The organism is Sphingomonas sp. ERG5, from assembly GCF_000803065.1.
Taxonomy (GTDB): Bacteria; Pseudomonadota; Alphaproteobacteria; order Sphingomonadales; family Sphingomonadaceae; genus Sphingomonas.
Map to the genome: position 1 here is coordinate 41,241 of NZ_JSXI01000026.1, position 22,026 is coordinate 63,266.

Genomic DNA, 22,026 nt, shown 5'->3' on the forward strand with positions numbered 1-22,026 from the left:
TGTGGCCCGGACCTTATGGTGATGCGGGCCCCGCCCCGCCCTTGCGCCATTTGGTCCAGAGATGCCGGGCGAGCATTGCCGGCGGCATGCGCAGCCAATGCGAGCGGATGTAGAAGCCAAGCCGGGTGACCGGCCGGATCGGCCAGCCCCAGCCATCGCGCGCCGTGACACGGCGGAGGTAGAGCCGGTCGGCCAGCTTCAGCCTTGCGCCATCACCATAAAGCGCGGCGGCGAGGCGCAGCGCGCGCGCCACTTCCCGGACCAGCCCGTGATGCGCGGCACGGCCAGCCAGGCCGTCGGTGCCGAATTGCGCGACCAGGCAATGCACATCCCACAGATTGCGCATGCCGCCGGCCAGATCGCCATCGGCGAACAGATGCGCGGCGGCATGCACCAGCAGGTCGTTGGGCAACAGCATATGCACACCCGGCTCCGCCTCGACACGCGCGGCCAGCAGGGCGCCGGCATCGGGCGTGATCCGCGCGGTCAGCGGCAGGATGGTGTGATGCACATCGATCATCCGGTCGCGCTCGCGGTGGATCAGCGGTGGCAGCTCATGCATCCAGCGGCGGTAATAGTCGTCGTCATAAGGGTCGGGCTTGACCCATTCCCATCTCGCCGCGAGCAGCGCCGCCTCGACCGCGTCGATTCGCGCCTTCGGTACCAATATGTCGAGATCGCCGATCGAGCGCCCCTGTCCGGCATCGAGACCCGCCGCGACGAACGCCGTTCCTTTCAGCACCACCAGCGGCTCGCCGATCGCCGCCAGCACGCGACGCGCCATTTCCGCTTCCCACAGCGCGACGATGCGGCCCTGTTCGGCGGAGGCGCGCGCGTCTTCGAGGATGCGTGCGACCGACCCGGGCACCGGCACGCCATCGAGGCGATGCGCCAGCGTCCCGATCAACTGCTCCGCCCGCGCAATAGCGAGCAGATCGGTCCAGCCCGTCGCGTCGAGCGCGCGCATATTGCCCGGCGTGCGCAAGGCGCGCGCCAGAAGCCAGCCGTCGTTCACTGTCCGGCCCATGCGGCTTCGACTTGCGCCAATGCGCTGTCGGTATCGGGATAGTCGATCGCAAGCGCGGGAATCGATTTCACCAGCCGGGTCAGCGCGGTGAAGCCGCGTTCACCGATCGCGACATAGTTGGTCGAGGCCTGAGTCAGGCGCACGAACACTTCGCTCTGCGCCACCGCGCGCGTCGCCGCATCAAAACCGAAGCTTGGAAAAAGCAGCAGCGCGGGCGTGGCCGGGATTTTCATCGCCGCGATGGCATCGGCGCCGGGGACGAGATGGCGGATATCGCCCTTTGGCGTGCCCGGCAGCAGCGGCCCGAAACGCCCCTGCGGCACGGCCTGTTCGGCGACGCCGATCGCCTGGTTCTTGAGGCTGACCAAGCGGGGAAAGGGATGGACCAGCCCGGTCGCCGGATCGAGCAAGGCGAATTCATCGCCCATCAGCCGCCAGCCGCGCGCGCCGAGCAGCGCCGCCAGCGTGGATTTGCCCGACCCCGACACGCCGGTCATCATCAATGCGCGCCCGTCGCGTTCGACCACCGAGGCGTGGAGCAGCAGATAGCGCCGCTGCCCCAGCGCCATTTGCAGGTTCATGCCCATTTCCGCCGCAAGCAGCCCCTGGGCGAGCGGTAGCGGCGCGGCCTCGGGCAGCACGAAATCGCCGCCGATCATCACTGACGGCCGCACGAAGCGCCGCCACGGCCGTGCCGCGAACAAACGCACGCTATAGTCCGGCACGCCATCGTACGGCTGAGGGTAATCGCGATAGAGCTCAGCCAGTTGCCCGATCGGCGCGCGCCAGTCGGAGCCGATGCGAAAGCCGATCGGCCCGATGCGGACGGAAAAGACGTGCCTCATGCCGCTTCCACCAGCCCCGCCGCAATCAGTTCGTCGAGCCGCGCGGCCAGCGCTTGCTCGTCGCCATCGGCGAGATCGAAATCGGCGGCTAGCCGCCCGGTCAACGCCGCCAGCGTCAGGCCAGCCTCCCCCAATGCCGCGAGAATCTCGGGCGCGGGCGCGGTCAGCAAATGGGTGATGCCGGAGGCGCGGTGATAGAAAAGCGTGAAATCGTCGAGCCAGTCGATGCACAAAGTCTCGACGCGCGCCGCGCGAAACAAAATCTCGGCCAAGGTCAGCCGCGCGGCATCTGCAACGACGCGAAGCAGGTAAAGCCGCTGGTGCCCGATTGCAGCCGGCGGATATAATTGGTGTAGGCGCGGCTGCGCTCATAATCGACGCCGGGCAGCTGACCGCCGGACAATGCCTGCTTGACCTCCTGGCCCTTGAACGGCCGGGTTGCCGGGGCGAACGCGCCCGGCGTGCCCGAGGGCACCAGGGTGCCATCGGCGGCGATATAGCTGCCGCGGCGACTGGGATCGGGCACCGGAATCTCGCAGGTCAGGATCGACGCCTGAGTCTGTGCCAGAGCGGGACGGATCGAAATGATTGCCGAAGCACCGACCGCGCCGAGCATCAGCGCACGACGGCGGGTCGTACCCTCCGGCGGCAGCTCGGCTTCAGGTGTATCGTCGCTCATCGCCCGTCCTTTATGCGCTCTTAGCCCTTTCATATTCGTGAAACACTGGCAAGCGGGCCTATCCGGGTTAAGTACGATTGCGCTACAGGCCTTGTGATGTTCACTGGTTTTGGTCCCCGCACCGTCACTGCAATCGGTATCGTCCTGGTTGCCGCCGCCGCCGTTTATCTGCTCGGCCATGACGCACAGACGACCCTGATCACTCTGGTCAGCGGCGTCGCGGCGGTGCTCGCCGCCGCCGGCACGGGTGACGCCGCGCCGGAACCCCCATCCCAGACGCCGACCCCATCCGGCCCCGCCGCGCCCGACCTGAGCGAAGTGATGGAAGCGATCATCGAACCAGTGCTGATCGTCGCCGAGGGACGGGTCAGCCACGCCAATGCCGCGGCGCGCGCCCTGCTCGGCGGCCATATCATCGGCGAGGACGTCCGCCTCGCCATTCGCCATCCCGCCGCAGCCGAGCGGCTGGCCAATCCGCTGGCGGGCCATTCGTCGCGACCGATCGACCTGGTCGGTCTCGGCGCGCTCGACCAGCGCTGGGAAATGCGCATCGGCCGCGCGTCGGGCGGCCAGCGCATCGTCCATCTGATCGACCAGACGGGCAATTATGCCGCGGAGCGCATGCGGGTCGATTTCGTCGCCAATGCCAGCCATGAACTGCGCACGCCGCTGGCCTCGATCCTCGGCTATATCGAGACGCTGGCCGACGAAAAGGCCGGCGCCGACCCGGAAGTGCGCGATCGCTTCCTCAAGATCATGTTCGGTGAGGCCGGACGGATGCAAAGGCTGGTCGAGGACCTGATCTCGCTGAGCCGGATCGAAGCGGAGAAATACCGCTTGCCCGATCGCGCGGTGGATCTTGCCGCGCTGGTCGGAGAAGTGCGAGCCGAACTTCATATCGCGCAGGACAAGCGCAGCGGCGATGTCACAACCGATATCGAGGCGGATGTGCCCGCGGTCGCGGGCGACCATGCCCAATTGAGCCAGGTGCTGCACAATCTGATCGGCAATGCGATGAAATATGGCCGGGCCGGCACACCGGTCGTGGTGCGGCTGTGGCGCGACCACACCGGCATGGTGCGGATCAGCGTCGCCGATGAAGGCGACGGTATCGCCGCCGAACATATTCCGCGCCTGACCGAACGATTCTATCGCGTCGATCCGGGCCGCAGCCGCGCGGCCGGCGGCACCGGCCTGGGCCTGGCGATCGTCAAGCATATCGTCGAGCGACATCGCGGGCGGCTGGATATCACCAGCACGGTCGGCAAGGGCACGACGGTGACGATCCTGCTCCCGGCGCACGGGGACGCTGTCATCAAACGGTAACGCAAATGTCACACAGCGGCGATCATCGCAGTGCTAGGCGCAAATGCGGCGAGTCGATCCGACACCGTCCGAAATCGCCTACCAAAGGGGTCCCATGCTGAAGAACATTGCGCTTATCGCCGTCTCCGCGCTCGCGCTCGCGGCGTGTCAGGATCAGGCCAATGGTGGTGGCGCGGGCTCGCGCGACCAGATCAAGGCCGTCGGATCCTCGACCGTCTATCCTTTCACCACGATCGTGGCCGAACAATTCGTCAACAAGAACCCCGGCATGAAGGCGCCGGTGATCGAATCGACCGGCACGGGCGCGGGCATGAAATTATTCTGCGCCGGCATCGGCGCCGCCCATCCCGATATCGAGGATGCATCGCGCCGCATGAAGGCGTCGGAATATGCCAGCTGCAAGGCCAATGGCGTCACCGACATCATCGAAATCCAGGTCGGCCTGGACGGCGTCGCCTTTGCCGAGGGCAAGGACGGGCCGAAGCTGCAATTGACCCCCGCCGATCTCTACAAGGCGCTCGCCGCCAATCCGGAAGGCAGGCCCAACGCATACAAGACCTGGAAGCAGGTCAATCCGGCGCTGCCCGCGATTCCGATCCAGGTTTACGGCCCGCCCTCGACCAGCGGCACGCGCGATGCGCTGACCGAACTGATCCTCGACAAGGGCTGTGCCGAGGTGACGCCGAGCGTGAAGGCGCTGAAGGACAGCGACAAGGACGCCTATGCCGCGGCATGCAACCGCATCCGCGAGGATGGCGCCTATATCGACGCGGGCGAGAACGACAATCTCATCGTCCAGAAGCTGCAGTCGAACCCCAATGCGATCGGTATTTTCGGCTATTCCTATCTCGAAGAGAATATCGACCATCTCAACGGCGTGCCGTTGAACGGGATCGAGCCGACTTATGAAACGATCGCGCAGAACAAATATCCGGGATCGCGCCCGCTCTACCTCTACGTCAAAAAGGCGCATCTGGCGGCGATCCCGGGCCTGCAGAAGTTCCTCGACGAATATGTCACGGCATGGAACCCGGGTGGCCCGCTAACCGCCAAGGGCCTGATCGCCTCGCCCGAGGATGTACGGACCAGCTCGGCCGCGATCGTCAAGGCATCCACGCTGCTTGACCCGAGCAAGCTGAAATAACGACCGGTGCGCGCCGGTCTCGACCGGCGCGCACCGAACGTCACGAGCTCCTCTTTTACGAGAACACCGCTTGTCCACGCTTGCCCTTTTGTTCCTGATTGCCGGACTTGGCCTGATCGGCTGGCTGACCGCGCGCGTTCGAGCGGTCGGTTTCCGCCGCGACAGCAGCGCGCGTTTCAGCTCGCTGCCATCGCATCACGGCACTTATGTCGCGCTCTGGACGCTGCTGCCGGCGGCATTGTTCATCGTCGTGTGGTCGTCGGTCTCGCCCGCCCTGGTCACGGAAACGGTGCTGACCTCGCCGATCGCGACGCAGTTGCCGCCGCCGGGATTCGAGCGCGCGGCGGTGCTGTCGGAAGCGCGCAACATCGCCAATGGCCGCACTTTCGGATCGTTCAACCCGATGGCGCAACAACTCGCGCCGGCCTATGCCGCCGCGCAGTCGCGCTATGACTGGATCGGCACCGCCGCGGCGCTGCTGCTGGCCTTTGCCGCGGGCGCCTGGGCGTATCTACGAATCAAGCCGGACTTCCGCGCCCGCACCCGGGTCGAGCGGGTCGTCATGCTGTTGTTGCTTGCCGCCTCGCTGATCGCGATCCTGACCACGGTCGGCATCGTCGCATCGCTGCTGTTCGAATCCTGGCGCTTCTTCAAGATCGTGCCGATCGGCGATTTCCTGTTCGGTACGCATTGGAGCCCGCAGGTCATTCCGGCGAACGATCCGGGCAGTGCGCTCGGCGCGGTGCCGTTGTTCTGGGGCACCTTCTTCATCGGCGCGGTGATCGCGATGATCGTCGCCATCCCGTTCGGGCTGATGAGCGCGATCTACCTGACGCAATATGCCGCACCGCGCGTGCGCCGCTGGATGAAGCCGATCCTCGAGATTCTCGCCGGCGTGCCGACCGTGGTGTATGGCTATTTCGCCGCGCTGACCGTCGCGCCCGCAGTGCGCGATCTCGCCGTGTCGCTCGGCGTGACCTGGGCCAGTTCGGAAAGCGCGCTCGCCGCGGGCCTGGTGATGGGCGTGATGATCATTCCGTTCGTGTCGTCGATGGCCGATGATTCGATCGCCGCCGTCCCTTCCTCGATGCGCGACGGCAGCCTGGCGATGGGCGCGACGCCATCGGAAACGATCCGTAAGGTGATGCTGCCCGCGGCTCTGCCCGGCGTGGTCGGCGGCGTGCTCCTCGCCATCTCGCGCGCGATCGGCGAGACGATGATCGTGGTGATGGCCGCATCGGGCGTCGCCACATTGTCGCTCAACCCGTTCGGCAGCGCGACCACCGTGACCAAGCAGATCGTCGACCTGCTGACCGGCGAGGCCGAGTTCGACAGTCCCAAGACGCTCGCGGCCTTTGCGCTTGGCCTGACATTGTTCGTCGTCACGCTGCTGCTCAACATCATCGCGCTGACCGTCGTGAAACGGTACCGGGAAGCTTATGAATAACGTGGTCACACCCCAATCGGGTCTGACGCCCGATCGCGCGCCGACCGACTGGCGCACCGACGCGATGCAGCGCCGCATCCGCCGCCGTTATGCCGCCGAGCGCCGCTTCCGCTTCATCGGCTTGAGCGCGGTGGTCATTTCGGCCGGGTTCCTCGCTTTCCTGCTCGTGACGATGTTCCTCAACGGCGCGAGCGGATTCACCCAGACCGAGCTCAAGCTGCCAATCGATTTCCCCCGCGCCGGGCTGACGATCGATCCCGCTCAGCTGCACGGTAAGGGCGCCGATATGGCGCTGGCCGCCGCCGGACTGGAACGGGCGACCGATGCCGCGGCGATCGCCGCGTTCGGGCCAAAGGGCGACACTTTGCTGTCCGACGGCGCCTGGCTGCGCGTGCGCGATGCGGTGAAGGCCGATCCGGCGTTGCTCAAGGGCCGTAGCATCATCTCGGTCCCCGCTTCGGCCGCGATCGACATCGCCGCCAAGGGCACGGGATCGGCCGATGCCGAGCGGCAGGTGGCCGAACTGAGCAAAGGCGGCGTCATCACCACCGGGTTCAACCCATGGTTCCTGACCAATTCGGATTCGACCGACCCGACCATGGTCGGCATCTGGGGCGCGCTGAAGGGCTCGCTATTCACGATGATCGTGACCCTGTTGCTGGCCTTCCCGATCGGGGTGCTCTCGGCATTGTATCTCGAGGAATATGCACCGCGCAATCGCTGGACCGACCTGATCGAAGTGTCGATCAACAACCTCGCCGCGGTGCCGTCGATCATTTTCGGCCTGCTTGGCCTTGCGGTGTTCCTCGGCACCTTCAACCTGCCGCGCTCGGCGGCGTTGGTCGGCGGGCTGACGCTGGCGCTGATGACCATGCCGGTGATCGTCATCGCCGGGCGCAACGCGATCAAGTCGGTGCCGCCCTCGATCCGTGACGCCGCGCTGGCGGTCGGGGCAAGCCCGATCCAGGTCGTGTTCCACCATGTCCTGCCGCTTGCCCTGCCCGGCATCCTGACCGGCACGATCATCGGCATGGCGCGCGCGCTGGGCGAGACCGCGCCACTGCTGATGATCGGCATGCGCGCCTTCATGGTCTCGCCGCCCGAACGGCTGACCGATCCGGCGACCGTGCTGCCGGTGCAGATCTTCCTGTGGTCCGATCAGGTCAATCGCGGCTTTATCGAAAAGACCAGCGCGGCGATCATCGTGCTGCTCGTCTTCCTGCTCGCGATGAACGGGCTGGCCATCTATCTTCGCAACAAATTCGAGACCCGCTGGTGATGACCGAACAACATCTGAAAATCACCGCCCGCAACGTGAACGTCTTTTACGGCGCGAAACAGGCGATCAACGACGTGTCGATCGATGTCGACCAGGACAATGTGACTGCGTTCATCGGTCCGTCGGGTTGCGGCAAATCGACGTTCCTGCGCACCCTCAACCGCATGAACGACACCGTCGCCAGTGCGCGGGTCGAGGGCGATATCCGGCTCGACGGCGAGGATATCTACGCCTCCTCGATGGACGTGGTGCAGCTGCGCGCGCGCGTCGGCATGGTGTTCCAGAAGCCCAATCCGTTTCCCAAGTCGATCTATGAGAATGTCGCCTATGGCCCGCGCATCCATGGGCTGGCGGGCAGCAAGAGCAATCTCGACACGATCGTCGAACAGTCGCTGCGCCGCGCCGGCCTGTGGGACGAAGTCAAGGATCGGCTGAGCGAAAGCGGCACCGCGCTGTCAGGCGGCCAGCAGCAGCGACTGTGCATCGCCCGCGCGATCGCGGTCGATCCCGAAGTGATCCTGATGGACGAGCCCTGTTCGGCGCTCGACCCGATCGCCACCGCCAAGATCGAGGAGTTGATCCACGAGCTGCGCGGCCGCTACGCGATCGTCATCGTCACGCATAACATGCAGCAGGCCGCGCGCGTTTCGCAAAAGACCGCTTTCTTCCACCTCGGCACCCTGGTGGAATATGGTGCGACCTCCGACATCTTCACCAATCCGCGCCAGGAGCGGACCAAGGATTATATCACCGGCCGCTATGGGTAATCATCGGGGCTGAGCATTGGGATCAAAATTGTGAGCGAGCATACGGTAAAGGCTTTCGACGACGATATCGGCGAACTGCGCGGCTTGATCGCGCAGATGGGCGGATTGGCCGAACAGGCGATCGGCGCGGCGATGGACGCGCTGCAGCGCCACGATCTTGACGCCGCCACCAGGGTGATCGCGGGCGACAAGCAGATCGACGCGATCGAGATGGAAGTGGAGCAGCTCGCGGTGCGCATCATCGCGCTGCGCGCGCCAATGGCCGACGACCTGCGCGAAGTGGTTGCGGCATTGAAGATCGCCGGCGTGATCGAACGGATCGGCGACTATGCCAAGAACATCGCCAAGCGCGTCCCGGATATCGACGCCCATAGCGAGATCGAACCATTGTCGATCATGCCCGCCATGGCCAATCTCGCCAAGGCGATGGTTCATGACGTGCTCGACGCCTTTGCCGCGCGCGATGCCCAGGCGGCGGTCGAGGTGTGCGATCGCGACCGCGCGGTCGACGATTTCTACAACAGCCTGTTCCGGGTGCTCGTCACGCACATGATGGAGAACCCCAAGACGATCGGTCAGGTCGCCCAATTACTGTTCATTGCAAAGAATCTGGAACGTGTCGGCGACCATGCGACCAATGTCGCGGAGATGGTTTATTACGCGGCGACCGGCGAACATATGGCCGAGCGCGACCGTGGCTCGCCCACCACCAGCCTAGGAGTTTGATTATGGCACGCGCCCGTATGCTGCTGGTCGAGGACGATGCCGCCCTCGCCGAATTGCTCGTCTGGCATTTCAAGCGTGAGGATTTCGAGATCACGCACACCCCCGATGGCGAGGAAGCCCTGCTGCTCGCCAAGGAAGCGACGCCCGACATCGTGCTGCTCGACTGGATGGTCGAGGGCCTGTCGGGAATCGAAGTGTGTCGCCGTCTGCGCCGCATGCCGGAAACGGCCAATGTGCCGATCATCATGCTCACCGCGCGCGGTGAAGAGGAAGATCGTGTGCGCGGCCTCGAAACCGGTGCCGACGATTATGTCACCAAGCCCTTCTCGCCGCGCGAACTGGTTGCGCGGGTCGGTGCGGTGCTGCGCCGCGTGCGCCCGGCGCTCGCCGGCGAGCAGCTGACCTATGCCGACATCGAAATGGACACGGTCGGACACAAGGTGCGCCGGTCGGGCGATGTCATCCCGCTCGGGCCGACCGAGTTCCGCCTGCTCAAGCATTTCCTCGAGCATCCCGGCTGGGTCTTTTCGCGCGAGCGCCTGCTCGACGCGGTATGGGGTCATGACTCCGACATCGAATCGCGCACCGTCGACGTGCACATCCGGCGGCTGCGCAAGGCGATCAATGACGGCGGCCGCGCCGACATCATCCGCACCGTGCGATCGGCCGGATACGCGCTCGATTCGGGAGCGTGAGGGGTTTTTGAGGATGCGCTGAAGGCGCATCCTCAAAAAGAATCCCCGCGCGCTTATTTCCCCTATTTCCGTCGTGCCCCAGCTGATCCGACCGGAGCACCGGCGGGATCGGCATCCGGCGCCGCGGGCGCCTTGAGATCGAGCCAGTCGGTCGGCGGCAAGCCATAGAGCATGTCGAAGAATTCGAGCTGCAGGCGCGCCGCTATGGCCCGGTTGGTGTTCCACAGCATCACGATGCCGCTCTTCTCCGCCGGGTCGAACAGAATGAGCGAGCCATAGCCGTCGACCGAACCGCGGTGACCGACCAGTTTATGGCCGGCATAAGTGAAGCTGCGCCAGGCCAGGCCATAGGAGGCGTTCGCCAGCGCACGATCCATCGGCCCGCGTGGGCCGTGCGGCGGCGTCGCCACCCTGGGCCGGTGCATGATGTCCAGCATTGCGGGCGACAGCACGCCCGGCGCGTCACCCATCTGCGCCCGCATCCAGCGCGTGAGGTCGCTGATCGAAGAATTGACGCCACCCGCCGCGGGCACGCGATAATAGATGTCCGTCACCGTCGCGGGGGTCCTGGCGAGATGGTGCGGCCGCGCCCAGCTCGCCGAACTCTCCAGCCCGGCCCGGCCGACGCTTGCGCTGGTCATGCCCAGCGGCACGAACAGCCGCGCGCGAGCGACCGATCCATAGTTCTGCGCCGTGACTCGTTCCACGATCTCGGACGCGGCGTCGAAGGCGATGTTCTGATAGGTGTAACAGGTACCCGGCAGGCAGTAAGGCGGGAGCGTACCGAGCTGGGCACGGATCAGCTTCGGGTCCTCACCCGCTTCCAGCCGGTCGTCCCAGGCGTTGCGCACCAGGCCGAGGCGGTGCGAGAGCAGATCCGCCACGGTGGCGCGGCTGGTATCGCCGGGCAGCGTGAGGGTCGTGCCCATGGTCGCCAGCGGCGCATCGAGGGAGAGCCGGCCATCCGCGGCGAGTTTGGTGACCAGGGCAGAGGCCACGCCCTTGGAAAGCGATGCCCAGCGGAACACGGTATCGGGCGTAACGCGGTCACCCGTCCCCGCGAGCGTCTCGCCATAGCCGCGCAAAAACCGGACCTGCCCGCGCTCGACCGTGCCGACCGCCAGGCCGACCATGTCGGGCTGCTGCATGAGTTTGAGGATTCGCTCATTCAATCGCCGATAGTCGACCCGCGATGGCTGGTCGTCAGGAGCCAGGTCGATCGACAGGCCGGTCGACTGGGCGCTCGTCGCGGCGGTTGCCTGTTTCTCGGTGGTGCTCGGCCTTCCGCCGCTCAAGGCGAACGTCACACCGACGCCGGCAAGCAGGGCAAACCCCAGAGCCATGTAGCGCTTGCCGGCTCGCCGCTGCATAGCATTCAATTTCCGCATTCGTATTTCGACTTCCCTCGCAAAGCTCAAACGATCGATCATTGAGCCGCGGCTCTCTGTGCCAATCTCGGCAAATGCACCAGAGAAAGCCGGGCTTTTTCGACCAGCTGACTGCCCGGGTCGACCGCCAACATACCGAAAGCGTGCCGGCATCGTCCGCGCCATCGGAAAGGCCGAATACGCACTCGATTCGGAAGCGTGACGATATTCTGGAGCCAATGGGCAAGATGCGCGTTGGGGTGGCGCGCCATGTTCGGCGCAACGCTATCAGGAGACCCTTGATGAAGCTGATCCTATTGGCCGCCGCCGCGTTGATCGCAGCGCCCGCGATGGCACAGGACGCCGCCCAACAGGCCGCGCCCGCAACGAGCGCCGGATCGTCACCCGGCGGCTATGGCCCGACCGGCTCGGCGCTGAGCGGGCCGGTGCAACCCGGCGCGACCGTGGTGTTCCGCCAGGCGCCATCGCCCGATCAGGCGTACCCCGCCCCCGCACCGCTTGCCAAATATCCGCCGTGCAAGCGCGGCCAAACCGATCACTGCATGCAGCGCGGCGGTCACTGAGCCGTCTTTCGGGCGCGCGCCATAAACGCGCGTCCGAACGGCTTTCCCTAAACGTAATGTTGTCCTAGGGAAGCGCTCGAACGTTTTTCGGGAGCTTTTCGCATGACTATCCGCTTCGATAACCGCGTCGCCATCGTCACTGGCGCAGGCGGGGGCCTTGGCCGCACTTACGCCCTTGAACTCGCGCGCCGCGGCGCCAAGGTGGTGGTCAACGATCTGGGCGGGTCGCGCGACGGCACTGGCCATTCCGACGCCGCGCTGAAGGTGGTCGAGGAAATCAAGGCGGCCGGCGGCGAAGCGATGTCGGATGGCGGCAGCGTTACCGAATATGAGCATATGGTCGAGCTGGTCGCCAAGACCAAGGAGAAGTGGGGCGGCGTCCACGTCCTGATCAACAATGCCGGCGTGCTGCGCGACAAGAGCTTCGCCAAGATGGAGCCGGCCGATTTCCGCTTCGTCGTCGATGTCCATCTCAACGGTTCGGCGATGTGCACCAAGGCGGTGTGGGAAACGATGCGCGAGCAGAATTACGGCCGCATCCTGATGACCGCGTCCTCGACCGGCCTGTACGGCAATTTCGGCCAGGCCAATTACGGCGCGGCCAAGCTCGGCCTGGCCGGGTTGACCAAGACGCTCGCGATCGAGGGCGCCAAGAACAACATCAAGGTCAACACCATCGCCCCGACGGCCGGCACGCGCATGACCGAGGATCTGTTCCCGGCCGAAGCGTTCGCCGCCTTCGCCCCCGAGAAGGTCGCACCCGCGGCAATCTATCTCGTGTCGGAAGACGCACCGACCAACATGATCGTCGGCGCGGGCGCGGGCGTGTTCCAGGCCGCCTATGTCACGCTGACTCAGGGCAAGCTGCTGACCGGTGACGAGCTGTCGGCGGAAGGCATTGCCGCGCATTGGGCGGAAATCACCGACCGCACCGGCGAATTCACCCCGCAATCGGGCGCCGAACAGTCGATGTCGATCATGCGCAAGCTGCAGGGCGGCTGAACCTTATCGCACCAGACGCATGATGACCCCGCGCAGCCAGGCCGATGCCGGATCGGCTTCCAGCCGCGCGGGGTAAAGCAGCCATTGCTGATCGGGCGACTGATCGATCGGCAAGGCCGTCTCGGTCAGCCCCAAAGGGCGGGCGACAGTCGCGGCGAACCGCCCCGGCACGATCGCAACCAGATCGCTGCATGACACCAAATGCGCGGCCTGGAGATAGGTCGGCACCGTCGCCACGATATGCCGGCCAAGACCCTGGCCGTGCAGCCAGGGCTCGACCGGATCCTCCGCCAGAGCGGCGGGGATCACCGCGACATGCGGCAGCTCAAGCATCGCCGCCATATCCTTCGCATCATAATCGCGTTGCCGCGCGGCGCGGTGGACCAGCAGGTCGCGATCCTGATACAGGCTGCGCATGCGAAAGCCGTGATAGACTTGCGGCTCGGTCGAAATGGCGAAATCGACCTCGCCGCCGCGTGCCGGCGCGCGGCCCGGCCAGCCGATGACCTCCAGCCGGCAATGCGGCGCTTCTTGCGCAAGTATCTCGATCAACGGCGGCAACAGGCTGGTCGCCACGACGTCGGGCATGGCGGCGCGGAACACCTGCCTGGCCTCGCCCGGCACGAATGCCTCGGGCTGGTAGAGATCGGCCGCGCGATCGAGAAACTCTTCGATCGTGTCACGCAAGGCATCGCCACGCGGTGTCCGGCACATCGCCGCGCCCGAACGGATCAGCAGCGGATCGCCAAAATCGATGCGCAGACGTGCCAGCGCGCGGCTCATGCCCGGCTGCGACAGCCCGACCGTTGCACCGGCCCGGGTCAGATTGGCCGTGTCGAGCAAGGCGCGGAGCACGACCAACTGGTTGAGGTCATAATGCCGTAAATCAGCTTTTGGCATGACATCCATCATTCATATGCATTTTTGTTATTGTCTGACCTGATCCAGAAACCGCTCCGACACAAGAAGGAGCATTGCCATGAGCGCCGATACGAACAGCACCGAAGCGAACCGGGCCATCGTCAAACGCATCTTCGATGCGATGGCGATGGGCGACCGCAGCGTCTTCGGCGCGGCGTTGCATCCCGATTTCGCCTGGCAGGCAACCGGGTCAGCAAGCTGGTCGAGACGCTGGGAGGGTCTCGATACGGTCCGCCGCGACCTGTTCCGACCGCTGTTCGCGCTGTTCGAGGGCCAGTATCGCAGCCGCGCCACACGGATGATCGCCGAGGGCAACCTGGTCGTGGTCGAGGTGCAGGGCGATGTCCGCACCAAGCGCGGCGGTCGGTACGACAATCAATATTGCCTGATCTGCCGCTTCACCGACGGCAAGATGATCGAACTGATCGAATATATGGATACGGCGCTGATCGATCGCGAACTCGGCACCTATGAGCAGGCGATGGCAGCCCTGGAAGGCTGAGTGCATTAGTGTATTGTATAGCCAATACACTAATGCTATTCTCCCGGCACGAACAGGGAGGATTGTCATGTACAGCGAAAGCGACATTGACGGCGCAGTGGCGGCGGGGGTTATCACCTCCGATGCCGCCGCTGCGCTGCGTAACCATATTGCCGGACTGCGGGATACGCCGGCCGTGGATGAGGAGCATTTCCGGCTGCTCACCGGCTTCAACGATATTTTCGTCTCGATCGCGATCGCGCTGCTGCTCGTTGCTGTGGCGCAGATCGGCAAGGTGATCGCGGAACCGGCAGCGGGGGCGGCCGTCGCGATCACGTCATGGCTGCTCGCCGAATATTTCACCCGCAAGCGCCGCATGGCACTGCCCAGCATCCTGTTGCTGCTCGCCTTTGTCGGCGGTGTCGCGGCGACGATGATCGGCGCGGTGGTGGAGATCGATCCCAATCTGCCCGAACAGATCAATGCCGCGATCGGCTCAGGCATCGCCCTGATCACCGCCGGCGCCGCCTGGGTGCATTGGCGCCGTTTCATGGTGCCGATCACTGTCGCGGCGGGCGCAGCGGCGCTGGTCGCGACCGCCACCGGCCTGGTCATTGCCGCCGTTCCCGTCGCGAAGGACGCGATCTACCCGATCGTGCTCGTCGGTGGCCTGGCGGTGTTCGCACTGGCGATGTGGTGGGACATGTCCGACCCTGAACGCCGTACGCGCCGCGCGGATGTCGCCTTCTGGCTGCATCTCGCCGCCGCGCCGATGATCGCGCATCCGGTATTCCAGATGCTCGGCATCTTCGGCAATGATATCGGCATGGGCACCGCGGTGATCGTGCTCGGCCTGTATCTCGTGTTCGCGTTCGTCGCCCTGGCGATCGACCGCCGCGCGCTGCTCGTCTCCAGCCTCGTCTATGTGCTTTATGCGATGTACGCGATCATCAACAGCGCGGGCGCAGTCGAACTCAGCGCCGCGATCGCCGCGCTGGTGATCGGCTCCGCGCTGCTGACGCTCTCGGCCTTCTGGCACACGATGCGCCGGACCGTGGTGGGCACACTCGGCAGCCTCGGTGACCGCTTGCCGCCGGTCACGACGGCGGTGCCAGCCTGATACCAACCGATCCGTTCGAACGGACCCCTGCCCCGGCTGCCGCAAGGCGGCCGGGGTTTTCTTTAATCCGCCACCAGCTTCATCAGCCGACGTTCCACCGGCGCCAGCACAGCGGGCAATTCATGCCCACGCTTCAGCACCGCGCCGCTTTCGCTGATCAGCGCCCACATTCCCTGGCGATTGCGCAGCGCCGGGCGCTTTTCGATGCGGAATTCGGGCCGTTCGGCGGCGCGGCGGAACGCGGCGAACACCGCGGCATCGCGGCCCAGATCCATCGCATAGTCACGCCAGTATCCGGCCGAGACCATGCGGCCATAAAGATCGAGAATGCGGGTCAGTTCGGCGCGTTCGAACCCCACTTGCAGGGGCGCACGCTGCGGCGCGGGAAAGGGTGTAACGACTCCCATCAAGCCTCCGGCATGAAACGGTCAGGCACGGTCACGTTCTCGCGTCGCACCTTCATGCTCGGCGAGCAGCGCATCGAGTCGCTTGCGCATCGTCTCGAGCTCGCAACGCAGCAGTTCGACCTTCTGCGTCGCGGGATCGAACATGTCGCTGCATGGCGTGCCATAAGCGAGGAAGCCGCTTTGTTTCTGCCCGCCCTCGACCATCGTCGCGCGCGCCGGGATGCCGACCATCACCGCACCTTCGGGCACTTCGCGCGTGACCACGGCGTTCGCCCCGATCCTGGCGCCCTTGCCGACGACAATCGGCCCAAGCACCTGCGCGCCCGATCCGACGATCACGCCGTCCGACAAGGTGGGGTGGCGCTTGCCCTGAATGCCATTGTCGGGGCTGGTTCCGCCGAGCGTGACGCACTGGTAGATCGTGACATTGTCACCGATCTCGGCAGTCTCGCCGATCACCACAAAGCCATGGTCGATGAAGAAATTGCGCCCGATCGTCGCACCCGGATGGATGTCGATCGCAGTCAGGAAGCGCGAGAAATGGTTGACCGCGCGCGCAAGGAAATACAGCCGCGCCTTGAACAGGCGGTGCGCGATGCGGTGATATCCCAGCGCCCAGACGCCGGGATAGGTCATGATCTCCAACCGCGATCGCGGCGCGGGATCGCGCGCCTTGATCGAATCGAGATAGGCGGTCAGGCTTCCCATCGTTGCGTCCCCTTAGTCGCGGGGCCATATCTAGTCGTTCAATCCGGCGAATTAAAGGACCGCCCCATCGTAACTTTCTGCCGACAAACCCTATCTTGCTTGTAGGATATGCACCGGTGCGCGATCTCGACCATTCTGACATTGCGCCGAATTGTTCTGGGGGATTGCCTTGAGTTCGTATCTGTCGATCGAAACCATCGAGGCTATTCTTCCGTTCATCGCGATCGGTTTTGCGGCGCAAATGGTCGATGGCGCGCTGGGCATGGCATTCGGCGTGATCTCCAACTCGCTGCTGCTGTTCCTTGGCGTGCCGCCCGCCGCGGCATCCGCAGGGGTGCACACGGTCGAAACCTTCACCACCGCCGTGTCGGGCATCAGCCATGCGGTTCATCGCAATGTGAACTGGAAATTATTCTTCCGGCTGATGATACCGGGGGTGATCGGCGGCATACTCGGCGCTTATGTCCTGTCGAACATCGACGCCAGCACCGCCAAGCCCTTCATCCTCGTTTATCTGACCGGGATCGGCCTGTATCTGCTGTTCCGCGCGGTGCGCTATCCACCGCGTGAGAAGGAACCCAAGATCGTCGAACCGCTCGGGCTGATCGGCGGCTTTCTCGATGCGGCGGGCGGCGGCGGCTGGGGACCGGTGGTGACGTCCAATCTGCTCGTACAGGGCGCGAGCCCGCGCATGACGGTCGGCACGGTCAACACCGCTGAATTCTTCCTGACCGCGACGATCTCCGCGACCTTCATCTCGCAATTGGGACTGGCGGCCTTCACCCTGGCGACGATCGGCCTGCTGATCGGTGGCGTGATCGCGGCGCCGTTCGGTGCGATCCTCGCCAAACGCGTGCCCGCCAAGACGCTGATGTTTTCGGTCGGCGTCATCCTGACGCTCACCAGCCTGTTCAATCTCTACCGGGCAGTGACCTGAGCAAGAGTGCCGCGCGTTAAAAATGGCGATCAGGCACTTTGCAGATGAGCGGCCCAGGCATGTCGCCCGGCGCAAGTCAGGCCGGCTGCCACGAAACCTCGCTCAAGAGCTTCAGGTCACGCGAAACTGAGCGCGCACCATGTCGGCCGTATTGTGCAGTCGATCACCGGAAAAGGTCCCGAACACGCCAAATCCAAGCCCGTTATCGGCCCAGGTCCAGCCGCGTACGTTTCCTGCTTCGCGGCGTTTCATGCGGTCGGTACCTTCGGTTTGCATTGGCCGGACATAGAGTGCGACCCGACTCCCTGCCGCATCACGATACAAATAGAGCCCGGCGGGGCCGTGATCGGTCGCGACCAGGCGTCCGCCGATCAATTGCAGACCGGCCGGTCTGAGGTCAGGCGCGCGAACCGGTCGCGACAATCGTTGCGAAAACCATCCGTCGAGTTCGCGCTGCTGGCCGGCCGCCAGTTCCACGGGGCGTTGGCTGTCATTGGCATAGACGGTGTAGCTGGCGGCTGCTTCGCGCGCCAAAGCCGCTGTCCCGGCGTTCGGTGGGGTGCTCCAGTCGCGCAGGGCCCAACCAGTACCACCGCCGGCCAAGAACAGAGTAGTCATACCGGCTGCTATCATTGCGCGGCCGAACCACGCCGGGCGGGGTCGTGCCCTTAGAAGAAGATCGAGTTCGGGCGGCAATGGCTCTTCAGCTACCGGCGCCGTCGCCGCGCGGAGCGCATCGCGCTGCGCGCGATAGAAACTGACACGCATCGCCTCTTCCGGCCTCTCGGCCAGCCATGTCGCCACAGCGATCTCCCGCTCAGGCGGCAGACGACCGTCGACATACGCCTGGAGTTCGGCCTCGGTCACTGGCGCATTGGTCACGATACGATCCTCAGATTGGGACGCGACGCGACGTCGGCTCCGTCTTCCATCATCAGACGCAACCGCTCGCGCGCGCGCGACAGCCGCGACATCACCGTACCTTGCGGGACATCCAGGACCGCCGCGGCCTCGGCGTAACTGAGGTCCTCCACGCCGATCAACAAGAGCACACTGCACTGCTCCTTGGGCAGGCGCGACACCAGCGCCAGGATGTCGTGCCGGGCGAGCCCCGATTCCTGTTGCGGCGGCAAAGCCAACCTCGCCTCTGGCACATCCTCGATAGCGGCGGCGACCCCCCGTCTCGCGCGCCGCCGCAAGCGGTCCATCGCCAGATTGTGAAGGATCGCGAACAGCCAGGCTCGCACGCTGCCCGTCTCCCGCCGCTGGTGCCAGCCGCCCAATGCACGCTCCAACACGTCCTGGACGAGATCGTCGGCGTCGTCGCGATCCCGCAGCAACGCCCGCGCGTACCGCCGTAGCGCGGGGATAATCGGTTGTACTGCGATGATCATATCACCGCTTGGTCGCATCAGGGACACCATGGAGGGTAGGACGCGCGACACCTGGTTTTCATTCCACTCAGCAAAATAATTTGCGCCGTCACTGGAATAGTCGCGATAGTTTCGTCGTCACGCGCTCATCTTCCATAAGATCGGACCTGCCCATGTCATCCGATAGACGCGTCCCCTTCGGACCCTATGCGCTGATCGGCGCAATCGTCATCCTGCTGATTGGCTGCTTCACCTGGGCGGCTGGCTGGATTGGCCCGCGCCGCATCAATGGCGGCGACATCATCGCCGCGCTTGAATATAATGGCGGCAACCATCCCGGCTATCGCCGCGCCCATGCCAAAGGGCTTTGCTTCAGTGGAACCTTCGAAGCCAATCGCGCTGGTACTGAGCTGTCTTCCGCGCGAGCCTTCGTGCCAGGCAGCTATCCGGTCATCGGCCGATTTTCGGTAGCGGGCGGCAACCCGCTCGCGACCGACGGACGCAACGTCTTCCATTCCATGGCATTGATCCTGAAGACGCCGGATGGACAACAATGGCGGATGGCGATGGACCACACGCCGATCTTCCCGGTCGCCGAGGTCGCGTCCTTCATCGCCCTGCAGCGCGCGACCCGTCCCGACCCCAAGACGGGCAAGCCCGATCCGGCGTTGATGAAGACATTCCTGGCGGCCCATCCCGAGGTGAGGGCATTCCAGGATTACATGGCGAAGGCGGTCCTTCCCAACAGCTTCGCCAACGCGACCTATTACAGCATCAATGCCTTCCGCTTCATCAGCGGGAAAGAGACCAACACCCTGGTGCGCTGGCAATTCGACCCCCAAGCGCCGCTCGCCGGGCTCGACAAGGCGCATCTCGAGCAGTTGCCCCGTGACTATCTGCTTCGGGAAATGATCGCACGTACCGCAAAGGGGCCATCGCGCTGGCGCCTGCGACTGGTCGTCGCCAATCCCGACGATGTGACCGACAAGGCAATTGTGGCATGGACCGGTCCGCATCGCACAATCGAGGCCGGAACCCTTGTGATAACAAGTGTCGAGCCGGAAGAGACCGGTGCCTGCCGCGATCTCAATTTCGATCCGACGATCCTGCCGCAAGGGATTGGCCTGTCCGACGATCCGCTGCTCGCCGCACGATCCAAGGCCTATTCCTCCTCCTTCACTCGGCGCGCGCAAGAGGGCGCAGGACCCAGCGCCGCCGGCGGGCTTTTGGTCAAGGAGCGGGGGCAATGAATCGCGGGTCGCCTGATTTCCACCCGGCGCTGCGCGCCCTCCACTGGCTGATGGCGGTGATGGTTCTGGCCATGCTGTTCATTGGAGTCGGCATGGTCTCCACCGCCGGACCACCCTACCCCGCGCTGCTGGCGTTGCACCGGCCGATTGGTATCGCGATCCTGGTGCTCGTCCTGATCCGGCTACCGTTGCGGCTCGCGACCGGAACGCCGGCGCTACCCGACGACCTCTCGCCGCTGGAGAAGAGCGTCGCCAAGGGCTCGCATGTGCTGCTTTATGCGGTGATGATGGGCACGCCCCTAATCGGCTGGGCGATGCTGTCAGCCGGCGGCTATCCGATCCAGGTTACCAAGGGGTTCGTGCTCCCGCCGATCCTCCCGCATAATCTCGATCTATACGCTTTCCTGCGTGAAGTGCACACGATCGTCGCCTTCCTGTTCTTCGCACTCATCCTCGCGCATCTCGCGGCCGCGCTGGTGCACGGTCTGATCCGCAAGGACGGTGTGCTGAGGAGCATGACAGTGGGTCACCCAGTGTCAGCCAAGGACGACGCGTTGATCGATGGGCCGAAAGCGGTCGACGCTGCTGCTCCGGAAGCGGCGACCGCTCGAGACGTCGAAGGCAAAGGCTATCCGGAGGCCGACTGAAGCGAGCGCGGCGAGCAAAAAAAGATTCTCTGCTTTGGTCGTATCCGGTGGCGATGCCCTGATCCGCTCACCCAAGGCTGCCTCCAACAGACAGCCTTGAATAAACCGACGACTCTCACGTCAAACCTTGTCCGTGAGACCTAATTCACCGCGGCATGAACCGTCGCGACCGCCTTCATCACCGCGCCGATGCGTACCGCGGTCTGGATCGCCTCGGCCGAGGCACCGGCCTTTTTCAGCACTTGCTCATGGCTGTCGATGCACATGCCGCAGCCGTTCATCGCCGACACGGCGAGGCTGAACAGTTCGAAATCGACTTTCTCGATCCCCGGCTGGCCGATGACATTCATGCGCAGCTTGGCCGGCATGCGCTGATATTCGTCATTCCCGGCCAGATGCGTGAAGCGGTAATAGACATTGTTCATCGCCATCACCGCCGCCGCGGCGCGCGCCGCATTGGCCGCCTCGGGCGTCAGCTTGCCCACCACTTCGACCTCAGTCACATCGACCAGCGGCTTGTAGCCGGTGGCGTGGGCGCAGGTCAGCAACAGGCCGAATTTCTGCTGATCGGGCAAATGCTGTTCATTGAGCAGCGACCCGACATTCAGCCGGATGTCCTTGGCGAAATCGGGCAAGCTGCCCGCGAAATCCTTGAGCGACATGATGGTCTCCGGTCAAAATAAAGGGCGCGGCGCCGCATGGCCCCGCGCCCCTCAACTTCTGTGCTGATCAGGCAGCCAGCTTCAGGACGTCGTCGCCCTTGTTCCAGTTGCACGGGCACAACTCGTCGGTCTGCAGCGCGTCGAGCACGCGCAGTGTCTCGGCCGGGTTGCGGCCGACGTTCAGGCCGTTGACCTGCACCGCCTGGATGATGTTGTCCGGATCGATGATGAAGGTCGCGCGGAACGCGACATGTTCATTCTTGTCGAGAATGCCGAGTGCCGAGGCCAGCACCGCGCCATTGTCGGCGATCCAGGGGAAGTCAGCCGCAGCCAGATCGGGATCCGACTTGCGCCAGGCGAGATGGACGTGCGCGGTGTCGGTCGACGCGCCGATCAGCACGGCGTCGCGATCAGCGAAATCGTCCTTGAGATTGGCATAGCCGACGATCTCGGTCGGGCACACGAAAGTGAAGTCCTTCGGCCAGTAGAACAGCACTTTCCACTTGCCGGGGAAGCTGTCCTGGCTGAGCGTCTCGCCAGCCGGAAGGGCGTCCACGCCCTGCTGGACGGGAACGGTGAAATCGGGGAGCGTGTCGCCGATGGTGAGCATTGATGGCCTCCTCAAGGAAATG

The 22,026-nt window shown here is 64.7% G+C and carries 26 protein-coding genes; 14 read left to right on the forward strand and 12 right to left on the reverse strand.

Annotated elements, in window-relative coordinates:
* Nucleotides 1-13: 13 nt before the first annotated feature.
* From OO12_RS10655 to OO12_RS10670, 4 genes are read right to left on the reverse strand one after another with little or no spacing between them, the layout of a single operon-like run.
* Complete coding sequence (locus OO12_RS10655; protein ID WP_034158664.1) at nucleotides 14-1,027, reverse strand: nucleotidyltransferase domain-containing protein; 1,014 nt, start codon at nucleotides 1,025-1,027, stop codon at nucleotides 14-16.
* Entirely contained in the window at nucleotides 1,012-1,872 is an 861-nt protein-coding gene (locus tag OO12_RS10660; protein ID WP_034158665.1) for an HprK-related kinase A, read from the reverse strand. The genes OO12_RS10655 and OO12_RS10660 overlap by 16 nt, the downstream gene beginning before the upstream one ends.
* Entirely contained in the window at nucleotides 1,869-2,144 is a 276-nt protein-coding gene (locus OO12_RS10665; RefSeq protein ID WP_235364747.1) for an HPr-rel-A system PqqD family peptide chaperone, read from the reverse strand. Before OO12_RS10665 ends, OO12_RS10660 begins: the two co-directional genes overlap by 4 nt.
* Before the next feature lie 2 nt (nucleotides 2,145-2,146).
* Nucleotides 2,147-2,551 carry a hypothetical protein gene (locus OO12_RS10670; RefSeq protein WP_034158666.1) on the reverse strand — a complete coding sequence of 135 codons (405 nt, stop codon included), beginning with the start codon at nucleotides 2,549-2,551 and terminating at the stop codon, nucleotides 2,147-2,149.
* A gap of 96 nt (nucleotides 2,552-2,647) precedes the next feature.
* Between OO12_RS10670 and OO12_RS10675 the strand changes: the two genes are divergently transcribed.
* The 7 genes from OO12_RS10675 to phoB all read left to right on the forward strand — a co-directional run bounded on the left by OO12_RS10675 (nucleotide 2,648) and on the right by phoB (nucleotide 9,935).
* Nucleotides 2,648-3,877 (forward strand): ATP-binding protein, encoded by a 1,230-nt coding sequence (locus tag OO12_RS10675; protein ID WP_034158667.1) that lies wholly within the window; start codon nucleotides 2,648-2,650, stop codon nucleotides 3,875-3,877.
* A gap of 94 nt (nucleotides 3,878-3,971) precedes the next feature.
* Nucleotides 3,972-5,021 carry a PstS family phosphate ABC transporter substrate-binding protein gene (locus OO12_RS10680; protein WP_034158668.1) on the forward strand — a complete coding sequence of 350 codons (1,050 nt, stop codon included), beginning with the start codon at nucleotides 3,972-3,974 and terminating at the stop codon, nucleotides 5,019-5,021.
* A 70-nt stretch (nucleotides 5,022-5,091) separates the two neighbouring features.
* The gene (pstC, locus tag OO12_RS10685) at nucleotides 5,092-6,468 is read left to right on the forward strand and encodes a phosphate ABC transporter permease subunit PstC (RefSeq protein WP_034158669.1); all 1,377 of its coding nucleotides are present in this window, start codon (nucleotides 5,092-5,094) and stop codon (nucleotides 6,466-6,468) included.
* Nucleotides 6,461-7,747, forward strand: coding sequence for a phosphate ABC transporter permease PstA (gene pstA / locus OO12_RS10690; RefSeq protein WP_052215744.1), 1,287 nt, complete (start codon nucleotides 6,461-6,463; stop codon nucleotides 7,745-7,747). Before pstC ends, pstA begins: the two co-directional genes overlap by 8 nt.
* On the forward strand, nucleotides 7,747-8,514 hold the full coding sequence (gene pstB, locus OO12_RS10695) for a phosphate ABC transporter ATP-binding protein PstB (protein WP_034158670.1): 768 nt from the start codon (nucleotides 7,747-7,749) through the stop codon (nucleotides 8,512-8,514). The genes pstA and pstB overlap by 1 nt, the downstream gene beginning before the upstream one ends.
* A gap of 30 nt (nucleotides 8,515-8,544) precedes the next feature.
* Nucleotides 8,545-9,240 carry a phosphate signaling complex protein PhoU gene (phoU, locus tag OO12_RS10700; RefSeq protein ID WP_034158671.1) on the forward strand — a complete coding sequence of 232 codons (696 nt, stop codon included), beginning with the start codon at nucleotides 8,545-8,547 and terminating at the stop codon, nucleotides 9,238-9,240.
* A gap of 2 nt (nucleotides 9,241-9,242) precedes the next feature.
* Nucleotides 9,243-9,935, forward strand: coding sequence for a phosphate regulon transcriptional regulator PhoB (phoB, locus tag OO12_RS10705; protein WP_034158672.1), 693 nt, complete (start codon nucleotides 9,243-9,245; stop codon nucleotides 9,933-9,935).
* A 62-nt stretch (nucleotides 9,936-9,997) separates the two neighbouring features.
* Here the strand turns inward: phoB and OO12_RS10710 are convergent, their stop codons facing one another.
* On the reverse strand, nucleotides 9,998-11,305 hold the full coding sequence (locus OO12_RS10710; protein WP_034158737.1) for a serine hydrolase domain-containing protein: 1,308 nt from the start codon (nucleotides 11,303-11,305) through the stop codon (nucleotides 9,998-10,000).
* A 299-nt stretch (nucleotides 11,306-11,604) separates the two neighbouring features.
* Between OO12_RS10710 and OO12_RS10715 the strand changes: the two genes are divergently transcribed.
* Together OO12_RS10715 and OO12_RS10720 are read left to right on the forward strand one after the other, a co-directional pair.
* Nucleotides 11,605-11,886, forward strand: a complete 282-nt coding sequence (locus OO12_RS10715) for a hypothetical protein (RefSeq protein WP_034158738.1) — start codon at nucleotides 11,605-11,607, stop codon at nucleotides 11,884-11,886.
* A gap of 102 nt (nucleotides 11,887-11,988) precedes the next feature.
* Nucleotides 11,989-12,888: an SDR family NAD(P)-dependent oxidoreductase gene (locus OO12_RS10720; protein ID WP_034158673.1), complete on the forward strand. Its 900-nt coding sequence runs from the start codon at nucleotides 11,989-11,991 to the stop codon at nucleotides 12,886-12,888.
* Nucleotides 12,889-12,891: 3 nt separating this feature from the next.
* Here the strand turns inward: OO12_RS10720 and OO12_RS10725 are convergent, their stop codons facing one another.
* Entirely contained in the window at nucleotides 12,892-13,788 is an 897-nt protein-coding gene (locus tag OO12_RS10725; protein ID WP_034158739.1) for a LysR family transcriptional regulator, read from the reverse strand.
* 79 nt (nucleotides 13,789-13,867) lie between these two features.
* Between OO12_RS10725 and OO12_RS10730 the strand changes: the two genes are divergently transcribed.
* Nucleotides 13,868-14,311, forward strand: a complete 444-nt coding sequence (locus tag OO12_RS10730) for a nuclear transport factor 2 family protein (RefSeq protein ID WP_034158674.1) — start codon at nucleotides 13,868-13,870, stop codon at nucleotides 14,309-14,311.
* Between the two features lie 67 nt (nucleotides 14,312-14,378).
* Nucleotides 14,379-15,410, forward strand: coding sequence for a hypothetical protein (locus OO12_RS10735; RefSeq protein WP_034158675.1), 1,032 nt, complete (start codon nucleotides 14,379-14,381; stop codon nucleotides 15,408-15,410).
* A gap of 62 nt (nucleotides 15,411-15,472) precedes the next feature.
* On the opposite strand, the gene OO12_RS10740 is transcribed toward OO12_RS10735, so the two are convergent.
* Nucleotides 15,473-15,817 (reverse strand): DUF2794 domain-containing protein, encoded by a 345-nt coding sequence (locus tag OO12_RS10740; protein ID WP_034158676.1) that lies wholly within the window; start codon nucleotides 15,815-15,817, stop codon nucleotides 15,473-15,475.
* A 21-nt stretch (nucleotides 15,818-15,838) separates the two neighbouring features.
* The gene (epsC, locus tag OO12_RS10745; protein ID WP_034158677.1) at nucleotides 15,839-16,525 is read right to left on the reverse strand and encodes a serine O-acetyltransferase EpsC; all 687 of its coding nucleotides are present in this window, start codon (nucleotides 16,523-16,525) and stop codon (nucleotides 15,839-15,841) included.
* A 169-nt stretch (nucleotides 16,526-16,694) separates the two neighbouring features.
* Here epsC and OO12_RS10750 point away from each other — a divergent pair, with 169 nt between their 5' ends.
* Complete coding sequence (locus tag OO12_RS10750) at nucleotides 16,695-17,462, forward strand: sulfite exporter TauE/SafE family protein (protein ID WP_052215747.1); 768 nt, start codon at nucleotides 16,695-16,697, stop codon at nucleotides 17,460-17,462.
* Nucleotides 17,463-17,573: 111 nt separating this feature from the next.
* On the opposite strand, the gene OO12_RS10755 is transcribed toward OO12_RS10750, so the two are convergent.
* Together OO12_RS10755 and OO12_RS10760 are read right to left on the reverse strand one after the other, a co-directional pair.
* Complete coding sequence (locus OO12_RS10755; RefSeq protein WP_034158678.1) at nucleotides 17,574-18,344, reverse strand: anti-sigma factor family protein; 771 nt, start codon at nucleotides 18,342-18,344, stop codon at nucleotides 17,574-17,576.
* On the reverse strand, nucleotides 18,341-18,856 hold the full coding sequence (locus OO12_RS10760) for a sigma-70 family RNA polymerase sigma factor (RefSeq protein ID WP_082006474.1): 516 nt from the start codon (nucleotides 18,854-18,856) through the stop codon (nucleotides 18,341-18,343). Before OO12_RS10760 ends, OO12_RS10755 begins: the two co-directional genes overlap by 4 nt.
* A 152-nt stretch (nucleotides 18,857-19,008) precedes the next feature.
* Here OO12_RS10760 and OO12_RS10765 point away from each other — a divergent pair, with 152 nt between their 5' ends.
* Together OO12_RS10765 and OO12_RS10770 are read left to right on the forward strand one after the other, a co-directional pair.
* The gene (locus OO12_RS10765) at nucleotides 19,009-20,085 is read left to right on the forward strand and encodes a catalase family peroxidase (protein ID WP_034158679.1); all 1,077 of its coding nucleotides are present in this window, start codon (nucleotides 19,009-19,011) and stop codon (nucleotides 20,083-20,085) included.
* Nucleotides 20,082-20,732: a cytochrome b gene (locus tag OO12_RS10770; protein ID WP_082006475.1), complete on the forward strand. Its 651-nt coding sequence runs from the start codon at nucleotides 20,082-20,084 to the stop codon at nucleotides 20,730-20,732. The genes OO12_RS10765 and OO12_RS10770 overlap by 4 nt, the downstream gene beginning before the upstream one ends.
* A 140-nt stretch (nucleotides 20,733-20,872) precedes the next feature.
* On the opposite strand, the gene OO12_RS10775 is transcribed toward OO12_RS10770, so the two are convergent.
* Both OO12_RS10775 and OO12_RS10780 read right to left on the reverse strand, forming a co-directional pair.
* The gene (locus OO12_RS10775) at nucleotides 20,873-21,394 is read right to left on the reverse strand and encodes a carboxymuconolactone decarboxylase family protein (RefSeq protein WP_034158680.1); all 522 of its coding nucleotides are present in this window, start codon (nucleotides 21,392-21,394) and stop codon (nucleotides 20,873-20,875) included.
* A gap of 67 nt (nucleotides 21,395-21,461) precedes the next feature.
* Nucleotides 21,462-22,004: a peroxiredoxin gene (locus tag OO12_RS10780; RefSeq protein ID WP_034158681.1), complete on the reverse strand. Its 543-nt coding sequence runs from the start codon at nucleotides 22,002-22,004 to the stop codon at nucleotides 21,462-21,464.
* Nucleotides 22,005-22,026: the final 22 nt, after the last annotated feature.

What these genes read in the sequence shown, in the direction of transcription:
- OO12_RS10680 (WP_034158668.1), top strand. Translation starts at nt 3,972, where the DNA reads ATGCTGAAGAACATTGCGCTTATCGCCGTCTCCGCGCTCGCGCTCGCG.
- OO12_RS10735 (WP_034158675.1), top strand. Translation starts at nt 14,379, where the DNA reads ATGTACAGCGAAAGCGACATTGACGGCGCAGTGGCGGCGGGGGTTATC.
- OO12_RS10660 (WP_034158665.1), bottom strand. Translation starts at nt 1,872, where the DNA reads ATGAGGCACGTCTTTTCCGTCCGCATCGGGCCGATCGGCTTTCGCATC.
- OO12_RS10725 (WP_034158739.1), bottom strand. Translation starts at nt 13,788, where the DNA reads ATGCCAAAAGCTGATTTACGGCATTATGACCTCAACCAGTTGGTCGTG.
- OO12_RS10760 (WP_082006474.1), bottom strand. Translation starts at nt 18,856, where the DNA reads ATGATCATCGCAGTACAACCGATTATCCCCGCGCTACGGCGGTACGCG.
- pstB (WP_034158670.1), top strand. Translation starts at nt 7,747, where the DNA reads ATGACCGAACAACATCTGAAAATCACCGCCCGCAACGTGAACGTCTTT.
- OO12_RS10710 (WP_034158737.1), bottom strand. Translation starts at nt 11,305, where the DNA reads ATGCAGCGGCGAGCCGGCAAGCGCTACATGGCTCTGGGGTTTGCCCTG.
- OO12_RS10720 (WP_034158673.1), top strand. Translation starts at nt 11,989, where the DNA reads ATGACTATCCGCTTCGATAACCGCGTCGCCATCGTCACTGGCGCAGGC.
- phoB (WP_034158672.1), top strand. Translation starts at nt 9,243, where the DNA reads ATGGCACGCGCCCGTATGCTGCTGGTCGAGGACGATGCCGCCCTCGCC.
- OO12_RS10770 (WP_082006475.1), top strand. Translation starts at nt 20,082, where the DNA reads ATGAATCGCGGGTCGCCTGATTTCCACCCGGCGCTGCGCGCCCTCCAC.
- OO12_RS10675 (WP_034158667.1), top strand. Translation starts at nt 2,648, where the DNA reads ATGTTCACTGGTTTTGGTCCCCGCACCGTCACTGCAATCGGTATCGTC.
- OO12_RS10715 (WP_034158738.1), top strand. Translation starts at nt 11,605, where the DNA reads ATGAAGCTGATCCTATTGGCCGCCGCCGCGTTGATCGCAGCGCCCGCG.
- OO12_RS10670 (WP_034158666.1), bottom strand. Translation starts at nt 2,551, where the DNA reads ATGAGCGACGATACACCTGAAGCCGAGCTGCCGCCGGAGGGTACGACC.
- pstA (WP_052215744.1), top strand. Translation starts at nt 6,461, where the DNA reads ATGAATAACGTGGTCACACCCCAATCGGGTCTGACGCCCGATCGCGCG.
- epsC (WP_034158677.1), bottom strand. Translation starts at nt 16,525, where the DNA reads ATGGGAAGCCTGACCGCCTATCTCGATTCGATCAAGGCGCGCGATCCC.
- OO12_RS10740 (WP_034158676.1), bottom strand. Translation starts at nt 15,817, where the DNA reads ATGGGAGTCGTTACACCCTTTCCCGCGCCGCAGCGTGCGCCCCTGCAA.
- OO12_RS10730 (WP_034158674.1), top strand. Translation starts at nt 13,868, where the DNA reads ATGAGCGCCGATACGAACAGCACCGAAGCGAACCGGGCCATCGTCAAA.
- OO12_RS10775 (WP_034158680.1), bottom strand. Translation starts at nt 21,394, where the DNA reads ATGTCGCTCAAGGATTTCGCGGGCAGCTTGCCCGATTTCGCCAAGGAC.
- OO12_RS10765 (WP_034158679.1), top strand. Translation starts at nt 19,009, where the DNA reads ATGTCATCCGATAGACGCGTCCCCTTCGGACCCTATGCGCTGATCGGC.
- OO12_RS10780 (WP_034158681.1), bottom strand. Translation starts at nt 22,004, where the DNA reads ATGCTCACCATCGGCGACACGCTCCCCGATTTCACCGTTCCCGTCCAG.
- OO12_RS10655 (WP_034158664.1), bottom strand. Translation starts at nt 1,027, where the DNA reads ATGGGCCGGACAGTGAACGACGGCTGGCTTCTGGCGCGCGCCTTGCGC.